Annotated in this window: 13 protein-coding genes; 5 read left to right on the top strand and 8 right to left on the bottom strand. The window is 70.5% G+C overall.

Features of this window, described 5'->3' with window-relative positions; translation table 11 throughout:
- Positions 1-51: 51 nt before the first annotated feature.
- The gene (locus tag AVAK2825_RS04605) at positions 52-1,116 is read right to left on the bottom strand and encodes a homocysteine S-methyltransferase family protein (protein WP_284394717.1); all 1,065 of its coding nucleotides are present in this window, start codon (positions 1,114-1,116) and stop codon (positions 52-54) included.
- Positions 1,117-1,297: 181 nt separating this feature from the next.
- Here AVAK2825_RS04605 and AVAK2825_RS04600 point away from each other — a divergent pair, with 181 nt between their 5' ends.
- On the top strand, positions 1,298-2,134 hold the full coding sequence (locus AVAK2825_RS04600; RefSeq protein ID WP_284394716.1) for a carbonic anhydrase: 837 nt from the start codon (positions 1,298-1,300) through the stop codon (positions 2,132-2,134).
- A gap of 70 nt (positions 2,135-2,204) precedes the next feature.
- Here AVAK2825_RS04600 and AVAK2825_RS04595 read toward each other — a convergent pair whose 3' ends face one another.
- The 5 genes from AVAK2825_RS04595 to AVAK2825_RS04575 all read right to left on the bottom strand — a co-directional run bounded on the left by AVAK2825_RS04595 (position 2,205) and on the right by AVAK2825_RS04575 (position 7,114).
- A complete protein-coding gene (locus AVAK2825_RS04595) occupies positions 2,205-3,116 on the bottom strand; it encodes a LysR family transcriptional regulator (protein ID WP_284394715.1) in 912 nt (303 codons plus the stop codon).
- Between the two features lie 52 nt (positions 3,117-3,168).
- Positions 3,169-4,332 (bottom strand): acyl-CoA dehydrogenase family protein, encoded by a 1,164-nt coding sequence (locus AVAK2825_RS04590; protein ID WP_284394714.1) that lies wholly within the window; start codon positions 4,330-4,332, stop codon positions 3,169-3,171.
- Complete coding sequence (locus AVAK2825_RS04585) at positions 4,329-4,724, bottom strand: cupin domain-containing protein (RefSeq protein ID WP_284394713.1); 396 nt, start codon at positions 4,722-4,724, stop codon at positions 4,329-4,331. The genes AVAK2825_RS04590 and AVAK2825_RS04585 overlap by 4 nt, the downstream gene beginning before the upstream one ends.
- Positions 4,721-5,971 carry a CaiB/BaiF CoA transferase family protein gene (locus AVAK2825_RS04580; protein WP_284394712.1) on the bottom strand — a complete coding sequence of 417 codons (1,251 nt, stop codon included), beginning with the start codon at positions 5,969-5,971 and terminating at the stop codon, positions 4,721-4,723. Before AVAK2825_RS04580 ends, AVAK2825_RS04585 begins: the two co-directional genes overlap by 4 nt.
- A gap of 171 nt (positions 5,972-6,142) precedes the next feature.
- The gene (locus AVAK2825_RS04575) at positions 6,143-7,114 is read right to left on the bottom strand and encodes a Bug family tripartite tricarboxylate transporter substrate binding protein (protein WP_284394711.1); all 972 of its coding nucleotides are present in this window, start codon (positions 7,112-7,114) and stop codon (positions 6,143-6,145) included.
- 280 nt (positions 7,115-7,394) lie between these two features.
- Between AVAK2825_RS04575 and recQ the strand changes: the two genes are divergently transcribed.
- Complete coding sequence (gene recQ, locus AVAK2825_RS04570; protein ID WP_284394710.1) at positions 7,395-9,266, top strand: DNA helicase RecQ; 1,872 nt, start codon at positions 7,395-7,397, stop codon at positions 9,264-9,266.
- 7 nt (positions 9,267-9,273) lie between these two features.
- Complete coding sequence (locus AVAK2825_RS04565) at positions 9,274-10,317, top strand: hypothetical protein (protein WP_284394709.1); 1,044 nt, start codon at positions 9,274-9,276, stop codon at positions 10,315-10,317.
- 92 nt (positions 10,318-10,409) lie between these two features.
- Here the strand turns inward: AVAK2825_RS04565 and AVAK2825_RS04560 are convergent, their stop codons facing one another.
- Together AVAK2825_RS04560 and AVAK2825_RS04555 are read right to left on the bottom strand one after the other, a co-directional pair.
- Positions 10,410-11,582 carry a serine hydrolase gene (locus AVAK2825_RS04560; RefSeq protein ID WP_284394708.1) on the bottom strand — a complete coding sequence of 391 codons (1,173 nt, stop codon included), beginning with the start codon at positions 11,580-11,582 and terminating at the stop codon, positions 10,410-10,412.
- Entirely contained in the window at positions 11,464-12,696 is a 1,233-nt protein-coding gene (locus AVAK2825_RS04555; protein WP_284394707.1) for a serine hydrolase, read from the bottom strand. Before AVAK2825_RS04555 ends, AVAK2825_RS04560 begins: the two co-directional genes overlap by 119 nt.
- 204 nt (positions 12,697-12,900) lie before the next feature.
- On the opposite strand from AVAK2825_RS04555, the gene AVAK2825_RS04550 reads away from it, so the two are divergent.
- Both AVAK2825_RS04550 and AVAK2825_RS04545 read left to right on the top strand, forming a co-directional pair.
- Positions 12,901-13,809, top strand: a complete 909-nt coding sequence (locus tag AVAK2825_RS04550) for a hypothetical protein (RefSeq protein ID WP_284394706.1) — start codon at positions 12,901-12,903, stop codon at positions 13,807-13,809.
- Entirely contained in the window at positions 13,809-16,178 is a 2,370-nt protein-coding gene (locus AVAK2825_RS04545) for an ATP-dependent DNA helicase (protein WP_284394705.1), read from the top strand. The genes AVAK2825_RS04550 and AVAK2825_RS04545 overlap by 1 nt, the downstream gene beginning before the upstream one ends.
- Positions 16,179-16,200 lie beyond the last annotated feature (22 nt).

Raw genomic sequence — 16,200 nt, 5'->3', positions numbered from 1 at the left:
CCCGTGCCGGGGCCAGGGGCTTCGAATGGGGCCGATCCGGCCCCATTGGGATCAGGCGGCCTCGGGGTAGAACAGCTTGCGTGCCGGCACGGGCGCCACGGCCTGGCCGATGGCCGCGATGTGGTCCGGCGTGGTTCCGCAGCAGCCGCCCACGATGTTGACCAGCCCTTCGGCGGCGAATTCATGCACCAGCCGGCTGGTGACCTCGGGCGTCTCGTCGAACCCCGTGTCGCTCATCGGGTTGGGCAGGCCCGCATTGGGGTAGCAGCTGATGAAGGTGTCTTCCGCCACCCGGTTCAGCTCCTGGATGTAGGGGCGCATCAAGGTGGCGCCCAAAGCGCAGTTCAGGCCGATGGCCAGCGGGCGGGCGTGGCGCACGCTGTGCCAGAAGGCCGTCACCGTCTGGCCCGAGAGAATCCTGCCGGAGGCGTCGGTCACCGTGCCGCTGATGATGAGCGGCAGGCGCTCGCCGCTTTTCTCGAAGAACTCGTCGATGGCGAAGAGGGCCGCCTTGGCGTTGAGCGTGTCGAAGATGGTCTCGACCAGCAGCACGTCGGAGCCGCCTTCGACCAGGGCCTCGGTCTGCTCGTAGTAGGCCGCGCGCAATTGCTCGAAATCGACGTTGCGTGCGCCCGGGTCGTTCACGTCGGGGCTGATGCTGGCCGTCTTGGGCGTGGGGCCCAGGGCGCCGGCCACGAAGCGGGGCTTGTCGGGCGTTGAGTATTTGTCGCAGGCGGCACGGGCCAGCTGCGCCGATTTCAGGTTCATCTCGCGCGCGAGATCGGCCATCTTGTAGTCCTCCTGCGCGATGGTCGTGGCGCCGAAGGTGTTGGTCTCGATCAGGTCCGCGCCGGCGGCCAGATAGCGCTCGTGGATGTCGCGGATCACGTCGGGGCGTGTGAGGCTCAGCAGCTCGTTGTTGCCCTTCACGTCACGCGGAAAGTCCTTGAACCGGTCGCCCGCGCCGTCCGGGCCGCTGTAGCCCTCGCCGCGGTACTGGGCCTCGCCCAGCTTGAAGCGCTGGATCATGGTGCCCATGGCGCCGTCGAGGATGGCGATGCGGCGGGCCAGGATGTCGGGTAGCTTCTGTCCGCGGGTATAGGTAATCTGTTGCATGGCTGAATTGTAAGAACGCTGCATGCCGGCCACGCCGCCGCCGCTGTTGTTCTATAAAAATGTATTAATAGGTAATATGAGTGACTCGCAGTTTTTGCCGCGATGCGGGCCGCCGCCAGGCGGGCGTCGTTCGCTGGCCTGTCGCCCGGCCCGCCCCTTCCTCGTTCCATGGAGGCGAAAAATGCCCTCACCCACTGCCTTGCCCTCGCTTCTTCGCCGGATCCGGCCCCTTTGCCTGTGCGTTGCCGCGGTGTGGGCCGCCGCCTCTGGGGCGCAGACCCCGGAGCTGCCCGCTGCAGCGCCGGTCGAGTCGCACGAGACCGCGCCGCACGACGGCCATGAATGGGGCTACACCGGCCCTGCAGGCGCCGAGCATTGGGCGGACCTGGCCAAGGAAAACGCGCTGTGCGGCAGTGGGCAGCAAAACAGCCCCGTCGACCTTCGGCAGGCGGTCGCGGCCGATCTGGGGCCCTTGCTGCTGAACTACCGTTCGGTGCCGATGGCGGTGCGCAACACCGGGCACTCCATCCAGCTCGACCTTCCCGGCGGCGGCACGATGCGCACCGGTGGCCGCCAGTACGAGGCGCTGCAGATCCATTTCCACCACCCCAGCGAGCATCTGCTGAATGGCCGGCGCTTTCCAATGGAGGCGCACATCGTTCACCAGGGCCCCGACGGAACGCTGGGCGTGCTGGGGATCTTCTTCGAAACGGGCAAGAGCAACCCCGTGTTCCAGCGGGTGCTCGATGCCATGCCCCGGGACAAGGGCCAGACCCAGGCGGTGGCCCATGCTTCGATCAAGGCCAGCGACTTTCTTCCGCCACAAAAGCACCGCCGCTTCTTCCGCTACGAAGGATCGCTCACCACCCCGCCTTGCACCGAAACCGTGGACTGGGTGGTCCTGAGCGCGCCCCTGCAGGTCTCCGCGGCGCAGATCGATGCGTTCGAGCGCGTCTACCCGTTCAATGCCCGCCCGCTGCAGCCGCTGCACCGCCGGTTCCTGCTGAAGAGCCGCTGAAGAGGGCTGCACGGCGGCGGTGCTTTGCTCGCGGGCCCGCTTGCCTTCCTCTCGCCGTGGGGCCCGGCCATCAGCGGCCCGGGTTTTCCGGCCGGGGGCTGCTCCGGGCTGCGGTTGCGGCCACGTCCAGAAAGGTTTGCAGCGCCGGGGTCACTGCTTCTCCATGCCACGCCAGCACACCCACCGTGGGGTGGTGCAGACGGGCAATCGGCACGAACCGCACCCCCTGGACGGCCGCCTGCGCCATCGAGGCCGGCACCAGGGCCACGCCCATGCGCATGGCCACCAGTGCCACCACGGTGAGCCACTGCCGGGTGGCATGGCGCGTGTGGGGGTGGATGCCGGCACGGTGGAAGAGGGCGATGACGTTGTCGTGGTTGGCCGGCGCCACGTCGCGCGCGAACATCACGAAGGTCTCGTCGGCGAGGCTTCGCAGGTCGACTTCTGCCTGGCCCGCCAGTGTGTGGTCCTGCGGCAGGCAGGCCACGAAATGGTCCTCGGCCAGCGGCAGGCTGCGCAGGGGCGTGGGCACGACGCTGGCATTGATGAAGCCGGCATGCAACTGCCGGTGCAGCAGGGCTTCGAGCTGCTCGCCCGAGGACATCTCGCGCAGGTTGACCTCGATGCCCGGCGCGCGCTCGCCGAAGGCGCGCACGATGGCGGGCATGTCGCGGTACACCATGGAGCCGGTGAAGCCGATGTCCAGCCGGCCGCGCTGCCCCGCGGCCACGGCGCGGGCCGTCTCGCCGGCGCGGGCCACGCGGTCGAGCGCCACGCGCACTTCGGCCAAGTAGGCGTGGCCGGCGGGCGTGAGCGCCACCTGCTTGCTGGTGCGCTCGAACAGCCGCACGCCCAGTTCGTCCTCCAGCGCCTTGATGCCCGAACTGAGCGGCGGCTGCGTGATGGCCAGCCGCTCGGCGGCCCGGCCGAAGTGCAGTTCCTCGGCCAGCACGGCGAAGTAGCGCAGGAGGTGCAGTTTCATGGCGGCGATGATGCCAGCGCGGCCCGCAGCGCCAAAAGGGGCTTGCGGCCGTTCAATAGGATTTCGGCAGGCCCAGCACCTTCTCGGCGATGAAGCACAGGATGAGCTGCGGGCTCACCGGCGCCAGGCGCGGTATCCACGACTCGCGCAGGTAGCGCTCCACGTGGTATTCCTTGGCGTAGCCCATGCCGCCGTGGGTGAAGATGGCGCGCTCGCAGGCGTGGTAGCCGGCCTCGGCCGCCAGGTACTTGGCGGCGTTGGCCTCGGCCGCGCACGGCAGGTGCTGGTCGTACAGCCATGCGGCTTTCTGCACCATGAGGTGCGCGGCCTCCAGCTCCATCCACGACAGGGCCAGCGGGTGCTGGATGCCCTGGTTCTGGCCGATGGGGCGGCCGAACACCTCGCGCTCCCTGGCATACCCCGCGGCGCGCGCCAGCGCCGCGCGGCCCAGGCCCACGGCCTCGCTGGCGATCAGGATGCGCTCGGGGTTCAGGCCGTGCAGGATGTACTGGAAGCCCTGGCCTTCCTCGCCCACGCGGTCTTCCACCGGAATGCGCAGGCCGTCGATGAACACCTGGTTCGAATCCACGCATTTGCGCCCCAGCTTGTCGATCTCGCGCACCTCGACGGTGCTGCGGTCCAGGTCGGTGTAGAACAGGCTCAGGCCCTCGGTGCCGCGGCATTGCTCCACCGGCGTGGTGCGCGCCAGCAGCAGGATCTTGTTGGCCACCTGCGCGGTGCTGATCCAGACCTTCTGGCCGTGCACTACGTAATGGTCGCCCTCCCGCACCGCGCGGGTCTTGAGCTGGAGCGTGTTCAGCCCGGTGTTGGGTTCGGTCACGCCGAAGCAGGCCTTGTCGCGGCCCGCGATCAGCGGCGGCAGCCAGCGGGCCTTCTGCGCCTCGGTGCCGAACACCACGACGGGGTGCAGGCCGAAGATGTTCATGTGCACCGCGGAGGCGCCGGACAGCCCCGCGCCCGTGGCGGAGATGGTGTGCATCATCAGCGCGGCCTCGCGGATTCCCAGGCCGGCGCCGCCATAGGCCTCGGGCATGGCGATGCCCAGCCAGCCGGCGTCGGCCAGCGCGCGGTGGAAGTCCTCCGGAAAGCCGCCTTCTTGGTCGCGGCGCAGCCAGTAGTCGGCATCGAACGGGGCGCACACGCGCTCGATGGCGTCCCGGATCTGGGCGTGTTCGGGAGAGAGGTCGAAGTTCATGCGGCGGGCCGGATCACTTTGTCGGGCGACTCGCCGTAGGGCGGGCTGTAGATCACCAGCAGCTTCACGGGCGTATCGCTGGTCACGGTGAAGACATGCATCTGGTCGGCGGGGAAAAAGCATATGTCGCCCGGCACCATGTCGAAGGCCTCGCCCGCCACTTCGGCGCGGGCCGTGCCTTCGAGCAGGTAGCACGACTGCTCGATGCCCGGATGGGCATGGGGCAGGGCGCCGCCGCCCTTGTGCAGCGTGCCCAGCAACACCTCCATCTGCTCGGCGCCCACCGTCTCGGGCCCGATGAGGCGCTGGTTGAACGTGTGGTGGTGGTTGGCGGGCTGGTAGCTGGGCACCTGGGCGGCGCGCACCAGATAGCGGGGCGGGGTGGGGTTCATGGGGTGCTTACTCCGGTGATGGCGGCCCGGCAGGCGCCTTGGGTCAACAGGGTCTCGATGTGGGCGGGGCTGTAGCCGGCTTCGCTCAGCAGGGCCCGCGTGTGTTCGCCCAACTGCGGCGCCGGGGCTTGCGTGCGCGCCGGTGGCGTGGCCGACCAGCGCGTGGGGTGGGCCATGGCGTGCATCGGCCCTTCGGTGGGGTGCACGCTGTCGTGCAGGAAGCCGGTCGAGCGCAGTTGCGCGTCGGTCAGCAGGTCGGCCGGCGAGTTCATCGGCATGTTCGGCACGTCGGCCGCGTCGAGCAACGCCTGCCAATCCGCCGTGGTGCGCGTGCGCAGGATGCGCGCCACCTCGGCATACACCGCATCGATGTGCGCGGCGCGCGCGCTGTGGGTGGCAAAGCGCGGGTCCTGCGCCAGGCCCTGCGCCTCGCCGATGGCCGCGAAGAAGCTGCGCCAGTGCTTGTCGTTGTAGATCAGCACACACAGCATGCCGTCGGCCGTGGCGTAGGGCTTGCGGTGGGCCGTCAGCAGCCGCGCGTAGCCCGGGTCGCCGCGCGGCGGATCGAACGTGAGCCCCGCCATGTGGTCGCCCAGGATGAATTGCGCCATGGCCTCGAACATGGGCACGACGATGGCCTGGCCCTGGCCCGTCTTCTCGCGGGCATAGAGCGCCGCCGTCACCGCGTACACCGCATGCAGCCCGGTCACGCGGTCCGACAGCGTGGTCGGCGCATAGGCCGGCTCGGGCGCGCCGTACTGCTGCATCAGCCACGGGATGCCGGTGGCGCCCTGGATCAGGTCGTCGTAGGCGGGGCGGGCCGCGTCGGGGCCCTCCTGGTCGAAGCCGCAGCAGCTCACGTGGATGAGGCGCGGGTTGCGCGCAGCCACACTGGCCGGGTCCAGGCCCAGCCGCGCCAGCGCCTGCGGGCGCACGTTGCTGATGAGCACGTCGCAGCGCTCGGCCAGCCGCAACGCGGCTTCGCGGCCCTCCGGGTGCTTGAGGTCCAGCGCGATGCTGCGCTTGCCCGCGTTGGCATGCAGGAAGATGTGGCCCATGCCGGGGTGGCGCATGGGGCCCACATGGCGCATGTTGTCGCCATCGGGCGTCTCCACCTTGATGACCTCCGCGCCCAGCTGGGCGAGGATCTGCGTGGCGAACGGGCCCATGATGACCGAGGTCAGGTCCAGGATCCGCACGCCCGCCAGGGGGCCGGTGCGTGAAGTGCTATGCGTGTCGTCGGTCATGCCATTCTCCAGAACGTCTGACAGGGGCAGCGGCCGGTGCCACCGGTGCGGCCCGCGCGAGCAGACGCGGCGCAAGGGCCGCCCCGCCGCGCTGGCGTCGTCCCCCTTCCCGCAGCGCGCAGCGATGCGAGAGCAAGGGGGAAGCGGCAACGCCGCTCAGGGGGATGCCGTTCATTCGGGCTGGATGCGGGCCTGCTGGATCAGCGTGCGCCAGTGGGCCAGCTGGTCGGCCACGTAGGTCGCGAATTCCTGCGGCGTCTTGCTGGGCCACACCTGGAAGCCGATCTGCGCGAGCTTGTCCTGCGTGTCCTTTTCGGCCAGCACGGCCTGCAGCTCCGTGTTCAGGCGGTTCACGATGGCCGGCGGCATGCCGGCCGGCCCGAAGATGCCGTTCCACGACGTGAGGTCGAAGCCCTTCACCGTCTGCCCGATCGGCGGCACGCCCGGCAGCAGGGGCGAGGGCTGTGTGGTGGTGATGCCCAGCGTGCGCACCTTGTCGCTGGTGAGCATGCTCTTGCCCGAACCCAGGTCGGCCACGTAGACCTGCACCTGCCCGCCCACCAGGTCCGTCATGGCCTGGGGGCTGGACTTGTAGGGGATGCTCAGCACATCCACCTGGGCGATGTGCTTGATGCTCTCCATCGCCACCAGCGAGGTGCTGTTGGGCGTGGCGTAGCTCAGCTTGCCCGGGTTGGCGCGCGCGTAGTCGATCAGCTCGGCCAGCGTCTTCGCCGGCACGCCGGGGTGCACCGCCAGCGCGAAGGGCAGTTCGCCCACCCGCGCCACGGGCGTGAAGTCCTTGATGGGGTCGTACTTCAGGTGGCTGTAGAGCGCCGGGTTGGCCGAGTGCGACGTGTTGGTCGTCATGAACAGCGTGTAGCCATCCGGCTTGGCCTTGGCCGCGATCTGCGCGGCCACCTGCGCGTTGGCGCCGGGCTTGTTGTCCACCAGCACCGGCTGCTTCAGGCGCTCGGCGAGCTTTTGTCCCACCGTGCGCGCGACCGAGTCCGTGCCGCTGCCGGCCGCGAACGGCACGATCAGGGTGATGGGGGCGTTGGGGTACGGCGGCTGCTGGGCCCGTGCGGGCGCCACGGCGGCGGCCAGGCCGCAGGCTGCCAGCAGGGCCGGGATGAAATGCTTCATGTCGTTTGTCTCCTGGGTCGGTAGGCCATGCCCCTGTGCCGGGGCTGAAGGCATCTTGTCCGGCACAGCGATTCGCGTCCAATTGAATAATCGGAGCGATCCATTCGCGTTGCGAATCGTTGGGGGCTGCGGGCCGGCGGGGGTTGCGCGGGGCCGGCGCACAATAAGCGCCTTTCCCGGTGGGCCGCCTGGCGCGGCGGGGCCGGGGAATTCCTATTCAATCGGCCTCTAGTACATATTCCACTAGGGCGATCTGCTATCAAAAAGAGAGTATTCGACTTTGTCCCCCGCGCATTTCGTTCTGCACGACGTCTTTGGCTATGACCAGTTCCGCGGCCCCCAGCAGGCCATCGTCGAGCACGTGATCGCCGGCGGCGATGCGCTGGTGCTCATGCCCACGGGCGGCGGCAAGTCGCTGTGCTACCAGGTGCCGGCCATCGTGCGGCGCGATGCGGGGCAGGGCGTGGCCATCGTCGTCTCGCCGCTCATCGCGCTCATGCACGACCAGGTGGGCGCGCTGCACGAGGCGGGCGTCGATGCGGCCTACCTCAATTCCACGCTCGACTGGCAGCAGACGCAGGACCTGGAGCGGCGCGTGGCGCGCGGCGACATCACCATGCTCTACGCCGCGCCCGAGCGGCTGACCACGCCGCGATTCCTGGAGCTGCTGGACGGCCTGCACCAGCGCGGGCAACTGTCGATGTTCGCCATCGACGAGGCGCATTGCGTGAGCCAGTGGGGCCACGACTTCCGCCCCGAGTACCGTGCGCTGACCGTGCTGCACGAGCGGTATGCCGGCGTGCCGCGCATCGCGCTCACCGCCACGGCCGATGCGCTCACGCGGGCTGACATCGTCGAGCGGCTGCAGCTCGAAGGCGCGCAGCACTTCGTCAGCAGCTTCGACCGGCCCAACATCCGCTACCGCATCGAAGAAAAGAAGGAGCCGCTCGCGCAGCTCCTGCGCTTCATCGAGCGCGAACACCCCGAAGACGCGGGCGTGGTCTATTGCCAGTCGAGAAAGCGGGTGGAAGAGATGTCCGCCGCGCTGGTGGATGCGGGCCTCAAATCGCTGCCCTACCACGCGGGTCTGCCGCCCGAGGTGCGCCAGCAGAACCAGGACCGCTTCCTGCGCGAGGAGGGCATCGTGATGGTGGCCACCATCGCCTTCGGCATGGGCATCGACAAGCCCGACGTGCGCTTCGTCGCGCACGTGGACATGCCCAAGAACATCGAGGGCTACTACCAGGAAACCGGCCGCGCCGGCCGCGACGGCCTGCCGGCCGATGCCTGGATGGCCTACGGCCTGCAGGACGTGGTGAACCAGCGCCGCATGATCGACGAAAGCCCGGCGGGCGAGGAATTCAAGCAGGTCATGCGCGGCAAGCTCGACGCGCTGCTGGCCCTGGCCGAGGCCACCGATTGCCGGCGCGTGCGGCTGCTGGGCTATTTCGGCGAGCCGTCCGAGCCCTGCGGCAACTGCGACAACTGCATCAGCCCGCCCGCGGTGTGGGACGGCACGGATGCCGCGCGCAAACTGCTGTCCACCATCTACCGCGTGCACGAGGCCAGCGGCCTGACCTTCGGCACCGGGCACATCATGGACATCGTGCGCGGCAAGGACACCGAAAAGGTCAAGCAGTTCGGCCACGACCAGCTCTCCACCTTCGGCCTGGGCAAGGACTACTCCGAGGCGCAGTTGCGCGGCGTGCTGCGCCAGCTGCTGGCCACCGGCGCCGTGGGCCTGCACAAGGTGATGCTGGAGAGCGGCCACAGCTTCGACACGCTCAGCCTCACCGACGGCTCGCGCCCGGTGCTCAAGGGCCAGACGCCGGTGCAGCTGCGCGAATCCACGGCCGCCACGCCGGCCCGGCGCACGCGCCGCAGCGCCGCCCCGCCGGCCGCCGCGGCCAACCTGGGGCCGGACGCGCAGGTGCGCTTCATCAACCTCAAGGCCTGGCGCGCCGAGGTCGCGCGCGAGCACAACCTGCCCGCCTACGTGATCTTCCACGACGCCACGCTGGCCGCGATCGCCGAACGCAACCCGTCCACGCTGGACGATCTGCAGGGCATCAGCGGCATGGGCGCCAAGAAGATGGAGGCGTATGGGGCCGAGGTGCTGCGGGTTTGCGGGCAGGGGGACGAAGCCCATTGATGCCGTCTTGCTGACGATGCCTGCGGTGTCCTGCCCATCGCTGCTGCGCATGGCCTGCCGTGCGGCTTGGGTTCTGGCGTGCTTTCTGATCGTGGCGTTGGGAGCGGGCGTGGCATTCGCGCAGGACGTTCGGTCCAGCCAAGTGCTGGAGTCTTTTCCGGTGCATGGACAGGCCGTGCTTGAGAAGGAGCGGCAGGCCTATGAACTTTCCCTCTACGCATGCAGCGGCGGGCCTTGTCGTTTCGAGGTTCGCCTGTTGTCCAGCGCAGAGCATGCCCGGGGTGCCTTCGCCACAGGCCGGGCGCTCGTCTCCAAGCGGGATAGCGCAGCGCTCGATTGGCCTGCTTTCGCAGCGCCCGCGCGGCCGCTGGACGTTCCGAAGCCGGGGGCTGCGCCGTTTCTGGCAAACACCACCGGGCCCCGCGTCTGGTCCACCGGAGAGGAGGAAAGTACGGTCACTGCGGCGGCGAGTGCCGTGCCGCTGGAGCCGGGCAACCCCGCTGGTGCGAGCGCTTTGCTGGTCACGCAGATGGCCGGGTTCGACCACCCCAAGCGCCGCCACACGCTGTACGTAGCCTCTCGGGGTGCTCTGAAGAGGGCGTGGTCGCGCAGCGAACCGCAAGGCCCCTATGTTTCCCAAGTCATGGCGGCGCCAGGCGACGCACCTGTGTACCTCTCCATGTTTGTCTCCCGTGATGACGACGTGCCCGACAAGGTGTCCGCCTACCAGTTGGCCTGGGATGCCGGACGGCAGGTGTTTTCCGAAAGACCATCTGCTCCCGCTGTGCTGGCAGTGGTGGCAGGTTCGTACCCCACCGTTCGTGCGGCCCGTGCCGCACGCGGCGCTTCTGCGTGTTTTGCGGGATACGGCGCGGTGGATACCTGGCCAGGCAAAGGCCTCGTACCCCACCGCTACGCGCTGATCACTCTCGCGGTGGAACCGACGCGGGCCACCGCCGAGAGAGACCGTCTGATTCAGTGCCAAGCAGGCATCCAAGCACGGCAGTACCCGCTCAGCCGATTGACACCCCGTTCATCCACCACCCCATAAGCCATTGCACAGAGGAAGCTGTTGGATCACAACGGCGATGGGATCACAGCGTGCCACGCAACCGCAGAGCGCGCCGCGCGGCTGCAGTCGGCTTAGAGCGGCGGCCTGCTTCCCGCCTGGGGGTCCGCAGGCGTGCCGCGGCCCTTGGCCGGTATCCGGTCCTGCAGCATCGTCTGCGTGATCGCGCGGCCCACCTGTTCGAAGGCCTTGCCGGCCTCCTTCATCTCGTCCAGCCCCTCGGCGCAGGCGGCCACCACGATGGCGTTGCGGCCGTTGTCCTGCGGGTCGATCACGCCCATGTGGCAGGCCCGGTGCAGCTGCGTGCCGGTCTTGTGGATGAACCGCACGGTGCGCGGCAGGCCGGCCTCCAGGCGGTAGGCGTCGTAGGTGTCGAACTTCAGGTCCTTGTAGAGCAGTTGCTGGTGCGCCGGCGAGACGAGCTGGCCGCGCACCAGCTTTTCCAGCATGGCGCCGTAGCCCTCCAGCGTGGCGGTGTTGTGGTTCGTGCGGTAGTAGCGGTCGTAGGCCTCGTCCAGGGTCTGCACGCGCAGCGCGGAGGGCGCCACGCCGAGCGTGCGGGCGAGCGCCTGCAGGCGCTTGGGGCCCACGGGGGCGCCTGCGATGCGCACCAGGTCCATGTTGGAGAGCCGGCGCGCGTCGGGGTGGGCCTCGGCATAGACCTGGTAGCGCACCTCGGTGAAGTTGGTGATGCGGCCCACGCCGCGGCCGCCCAGCAGGGCCTGCGCGCGCTGGTTCAGCGTGTCTTCGCCCATGGCGCGGATGAGCATGTTGGCGGCCGTGTTGTCGCTCTCCATCAGCATGCGCTGCAGCAGCGATTGCACGCTGTGGCGCGTGCCTTCGGGCTGCCAGACCACGGCGCCCGAGCCGTCGACTTTGTCGCGCGCCTGCACCACGAGTTGCTGGTCCAGGCGCAGGCGGCCGGCCTCGGCCTCCTGCAGCACGGCGATCGCCACGGGCAGCTTGACCGACGAGGCCAGGTACCAGGGCCGGTCGGCCGCATGCGCGAAGGTCTCGCCGTTGTCGAGCCGCTTGACGTACAGGCCCAGTTGGCCGGGCGTGGCCTGTTCGATGCGTTCCACCTGCTGGCGCAGCGCATCGGCCCAGGCGGGCGCGGCGTGGGCGGGCTCAGGGCGGGTCGTCGTCCACGCCAGCGCCAGGACCAGCAGGGCCAGCGTGGCCCCCCGGGCCCGCGGTGCCGTAAGGGGCCGCGGCGCGGCTCGGCACGGTTTGGCAGGGAGTTTCATGGGGTTTTCCATCCGACAACAGGCCCGACTGGCAGAGGGCGATGCCGACCTGCCGAAGCGTGCGGTCGGACCGGGCCGTGGACAGTTCGCCGCGCGTGCAGGCCACCACGATCACGCGCCGGTCTGTCGGCAGGCGCGGTACCGTCACGAGGCCCGAGTCGCATGTTCGGGCGCGCTGCGTGCCGGTCTTGTGGGCGAAGCGCGCACGGGTGGGTAGTCCGGCCTTGATGCGGTTCGGGCCGGTCTTCACCCGCTCCATCACGCCCAGCAGGTAGGCCGTGTGGCGCGGCTCCAGGAGCTTGCCTTCCACCAGCTGCGCGAGCAGTTCGGCGTACGCATCGAGCCGCCCGGAGTTGAGCCCACTGGCGTAGTAGGCCTCGTAGGCCTCGCCCACCGACAGGGGCCGAAGGCCATCGGCCGGCACCCGCAGCAGGCGTGCAAGGGTGGCCTTCACATCGGCATCGGTGCGCTGCTGGTGGAGCGCGATGAAGTCGCGCCCCGACAGGTGCACGGCTTCGGGCGTGAGCTGGGCGTAGGCCTGGCGCCGCACGTCCGCCAGGTGCGTGATGCGCTCGAAGCCGCCCGGCACCACCGACTGCACCAGCGCGTTCACCTCGCGCAGGCCGACGAGGTCGATCAGCATGTCGCTGGCGGTGTTGTCGCTGTACACGATCATCTGCTCCAGCAGCCAGCGCACGCTCAGCGCCGCGCCCACCGGCTGGTTCTTGGCGGGCCCGGCGCCGTCCACGTAGTCGGTGGCGCGCAGGGTGAGCGGCGTGTCCAGCGTGTAGTCGCCGCGCTCCACGCCGCGCAGCACGGCGATGGCCACCGGCACCTTGATGGACGAGGCCAGGTACCAGCGCTCCTCGCCGTGAAAGGAGAAGGACTGCCCCGTGTCCAGGTCGCGCACGTGCACGCCGAAGGCCGCGCTGCTGTGCGCGGCGACGCGGTCCAGCTCGCGCTGCAGGGCCTTGGCCCAGGGCGGCGCAGGGGTGGTCGCCGGGGGCGAAGGGTCGGGCGGCGTGGCGAGTGCGGGCGGCGGCAGCATCAGTGCCGCCCCTGCGGTCCAGGCCAGGGCGATGGGGCGCAAGCGTGCGAAGGCGGTAGAGGGCATGCGTGGCGTGTGGGGACAACCGGGAAGGAATGCGAAGCCGCCAAGGTACACCGGCCCCCGGCCCGGCGGCGTAACACCCCGTGCGGCGTGGGTGTGGGACAGGAGCGCATGGCAGGTGGTGGACACTGTTTTTATAATCAGTGCCTTCGCGCACCCCCACCCTCGCACGCACCTTCGCACCCGGCCCCCCACCGCCTCCCCACCATGCCCGAGCCCACGCTCACCCGTTCCCACCGCACCCGCCTGATGCAGATCTGGCGTTCGGCCGGCTGGCCCTGCCAGGACGCGCTGGAGATCGACCTGCTGGCGGCGCGCATGGTCGCGCTGCACACCGCGCCCGAGGGCCACGCGGTGCTGCGCCTGACGGACGCGGGCATCCAGTGGCTGGCCGAGGCCCGCCAGCGCGGCCTGCGGGCCCTGAGCGCGCACGACCGGCTGGCCCAGCGCTTTGCCGAGCACCTGCTGGGCGCCGGCCGCATCGTCTGGCGCGAGCTGTCGCTGCGCGCCGCCATCGAGCCGGCGCCCCCGGAGGTGGCCCTGGCCGCCGAATGGCCCGCCGCAGCGCCGGTGGCGGGCCGCGCCGCGGCACCGGGGCGGCTCTGGGCCGACGACGAGGCCGATGCGCCCCCGGCCCGCGCCGCCGCCCAGGTATGGCGCATGGCGCGGCCCGATCTGTTCTCGGTGCGCAACACCACCGTGCCCGCCTACCTGCAGCCCATGGTGCACGAGGTGAAGGCCAGCCGCGCCGACCTGCTGTCCGACCTGCGGCACGGCGCCAAGCGGCAGGCCTACCAGTGGCTGTGCGAGGAGTGCTACTACGTGTTCCCGGCCGGCGTGGCCGCGCCCGAGGAGATTCCCGAGCCGTTCGGCGTGTGGGTGCTGCACGGCGAGATCGACCACGGCCGGTTCGAGCTGCTGCGCCCCGCCCGCCACGCGGGCTGCAGCCTGCCGTTCGCCGTCTGGATGGCGCTGTGCAAGGCCACGCCGCTGCGCAGCGAGGGCGAGCCGGCGCAGGGGCTGCTGGGCGAGGGGCTGGCCGGCCTGGAGGATGCCGACCTTTCGCGGAATGCGGTCCAGGGCCCGGCGCCAGGCCCCTGCGAGGGCACGGCCTGATGTACACCGTGGCCGTGCGCGAGCTGTGCGAGTTCACGGCCAAGCAGGGCGATCTGGACCTGCGCTTCACCCCCGCGCCCACCGCGCTCGAAGGCATCGCCGGCCATGCCACCGTGGCCCAGCGGCGCATGGCGGGCCGGGGCGCGGGCGCCGGCCCGGGCTACGAGAGCGAGGTGGCGCTGGAGGGCCACTACCGCCACCTGCATGTGCGGGGCCGGGCCGACGGGTTCGATCCCGCCGCGGGCCGGCTGGACGAGGTCAAGACCTTCAAGGGCCGGCTGGACCGGCAGCCCGACTCGCACCGCGCGCTGCACTGGGCGCAGGCCAGGGTCTATGGGTGGCTGCTGTGCCAGGCGCGGCAGCTCGCGCGGATCGACGTGGCGCTGGTGTACTTCGACATCGGCAGCCAGCAGGAGACGGTGCTGGTCGAGCCCTGCACGGCCGACGCCCTGCGCGTCCACTTCGAGGCGCAGTGCGAGCGCTTTCTCGGCTGGGCCGAGCAGGAGGCGGCCTACCGCGCCACGCGCGATGCGGCGCTGCGCGCGGCGGTGTTTCCGTTCGGAGGCTTTCGCACCGGGCAGCGGCCCCTGGCCGAGGCCGTGTACCGCAGCGCCACCGCCGGGCGCTGCCTGCTGGCGCAGGCGCCCACCGGCATCGGCAAGACGGTGGGCACGCTGTTCCCGCTGCTCAAGGCGGCGCCGGGCGAGCGGTTGGACAAGGTGTTCTTCCTCACCGCCAAGACCTCGGGCCGGCAGGTGGCGCTGGATGCGCTGGCCCGCATCGCCGCGGCGCAGCCGGTGGCAGACCCGGCCGCTGCGCCGGGGGGCGATGGTGCACAGGCCCCGGCGCCTGCCGGCCGCCTGCCACTGCGCGTGCTGGAGCTGATCGCGCGCGACAAGGCCTGCGAGCATCCCGGACAGGCCTGCCACGGCGAGTCGTGCCCGCTGGCCCGGGGCTTCTACGACCGCCTGCCGGCCGCGCGCGCGGCAGCGCTTTCGCCCACGACGGGCGGCGGCGACCGGCCCCTGCTGGACCAGGCCCACGTGCGCGATGCCGCCCTGGCCCACGGCGTATGCCCCTACTACCTGGGCCAGGAACTCGCCCGCTGGGCCGACGTGGTCGTGGGCGACTACCACTACTACTTCGATGCCGGCGCGCTGCTGCACGGCCTGGCCCAGGCCAACCAGTGGCGCGTGGCGGTGCTGGTGGACGAGGCGCACAACCTCGTGGAGCGCGGCCGCCGCATGTACACGGCCGAACTGCTGCCCGATTCGCTCTACCAGGCGCGGCATTCGGCCACCGCCGCCCGCGTGCCGGCGGTGAAGAAGGCGCTCGACAAGGTGCGCCGTGCCTGGGTGGCGCTGGACAAGGCGCAGCCGGGGGCCTACGCCGTGCACGAGGCCTTCCCCGCGGCGCTGCTGGCCGCGCTGCAGCAGTGCGGCAGCGCCCTGGCCGACCACTTCGCTGAACACCCCGAGCAGATGGACCCGGCGCTGCAGGCCTTCTACCTGGAGCTGCTGCACACCCAGCGGCTGGCCGAGTGCCTGGACACGCATTCGATGGTGGATGTAACCCGCGCCCCCGGCGGCGCGCCCGGCAGCTCGGTGGTCTGCCTGCGCAACGTGGTGCCGGCGCCGTTCCTGGCGCCGCGCTTCGCGGCGGCGCACACCAGCACGCTGTTTTCCGCCACGCTGCAGCCGGCGCGCTACTACGCCGACCTGCTCGGCCTGCCGGCCGGCCATGCCGGCGTGGACGTGGCCTCGCCCTTCCAGGCTGCCCAGCTGCGCGTGGCCGTGGCCCGCCACATCTCCACGCGCTACCCGGACCGGTCCGCCTCGCTCGTGCCGATCGCCGACCTGATGGCGCGGCAGTTCGCTGATCGGCCGGGCAACTACCTGGCGTTCTTCAGCAGCTACGAATACCTGCAGCAGGTGGCCGAGGCGTTCGCGCGGCGCCACCCACAGGTGCCGCACTGGCTGCAGTCGCGCCGCATGCAGGAAGCCGGGCAGCGCGAGTTCCTGGCGCGCTTCACCGAGGGCGGCGAGGGCATCGGCTTCGCCGTGCTGGGCGGCGCGTTCTCCGAGGGCATCGACCTGCCGGGCCGGCGCCTGATCGGCGCGTTCCTGTCCACGCTCGGGCTGCCGCAGATGAACCCGGTGAACGAGCAGATCCGCCAGCGCATGCACGCCCTCTTCGGCGCGGGCTACGACTACACCTACCTCTACCCGGGGCTGCAGAAGGTGGTGCAGGCGGCCGGCCGCGTGATCCGCTCGCCCAGCGACGAGGGCGTGGTGCACCTCATCGACGACCGCTTCGCTCGGGCCGAGGTGCAGCGGCTGCTTCCGGCTTGGTGGGCTGTGGAGGGTTAGGTCTCCAATCGGCCTTCAGCAC

It is taken from the genome of Acidovorax sp. SUPP2825 (assembly GCF_030158995.1).
Taxonomy (GTDB): domain Bacteria; phylum Pseudomonadota; class Gammaproteobacteria; order Burkholderiales; family Burkholderiaceae_C; genus Paracidovorax.
Note: the sequence above shows the minus strand (reverse complement) of the source record. Positions and strands in the feature narration are given on the sequence as shown.

Excerpts from the sequence above, each read along its gene's own strand:
- AVAK2825_RS04605 (WP_284394717.1), bottom strand. The coding sequence starts at position 1,116 with ATGCAACAGATTACCTATACCCGCGGACAGAAGCTACCCGACATCCTG.
- AVAK2825_RS04600 (WP_284394716.1), top strand. The coding sequence starts at position 1,298 with ATGCCCTCACCCACTGCCTTGCCCTCGCTTCTTCGCCGGATCCGGCCC.
- AVAK2825_RS04595 (WP_284394715.1), bottom strand. The coding sequence starts at position 3,116 with ATGAAACTGCACCTCCTGCGCTACTTCGCCGTGCTGGCCGAGGAACTG.
- AVAK2825_RS04590 (WP_284394714.1), bottom strand. The coding sequence starts at position 4,332 with ATGAACTTCGACCTCTCTCCCGAACACGCCCAGATCCGGGACGCCATC.
- AVAK2825_RS04585 (WP_284394713.1), bottom strand. The coding sequence starts at position 4,724 with ATGAACCCCACCCCGCCCCGCTATCTGGTGCGCGCCGCCCAGGTGCCC.
- AVAK2825_RS04580 (WP_284394712.1), bottom strand. The coding sequence starts at position 5,971 with ATGACCGACGACACGCATAGCACTTCACGCACCGGCCCCCTGGCGGGC.
- AVAK2825_RS04575 (WP_284394711.1), bottom strand. The coding sequence starts at position 7,114 with ATGAAGCATTTCATCCCGGCCCTGCTGGCAGCCTGCGGCCTGGCCGCC.
- AVAK2825_RS04560 (WP_284394708.1), bottom strand. The coding sequence starts at position 11,582 with ATGAAACTCCCTGCCAAACCGTGCCGAGCCGCGCCGCGGCCCCTTACG.
- AVAK2825_RS04555 (WP_284394707.1), bottom strand. The coding sequence starts at position 12,696 with ATGCCCTCTACCGCCTTCGCACGCTTGCGCCCCATCGCCCTGGCCTGG.
- AVAK2825_RS04550 (WP_284394706.1), top strand. The coding sequence starts at position 12,901 with ATGCCCGAGCCCACGCTCACCCGTTCCCACCGCACCCGCCTGATGCAG.
- AVAK2825_RS04545 (WP_284394705.1), top strand. The coding sequence starts at position 13,809 with ATGTACACCGTGGCCGTGCGCGAGCTGTGCGAGTTCACGGCCAAGCAG.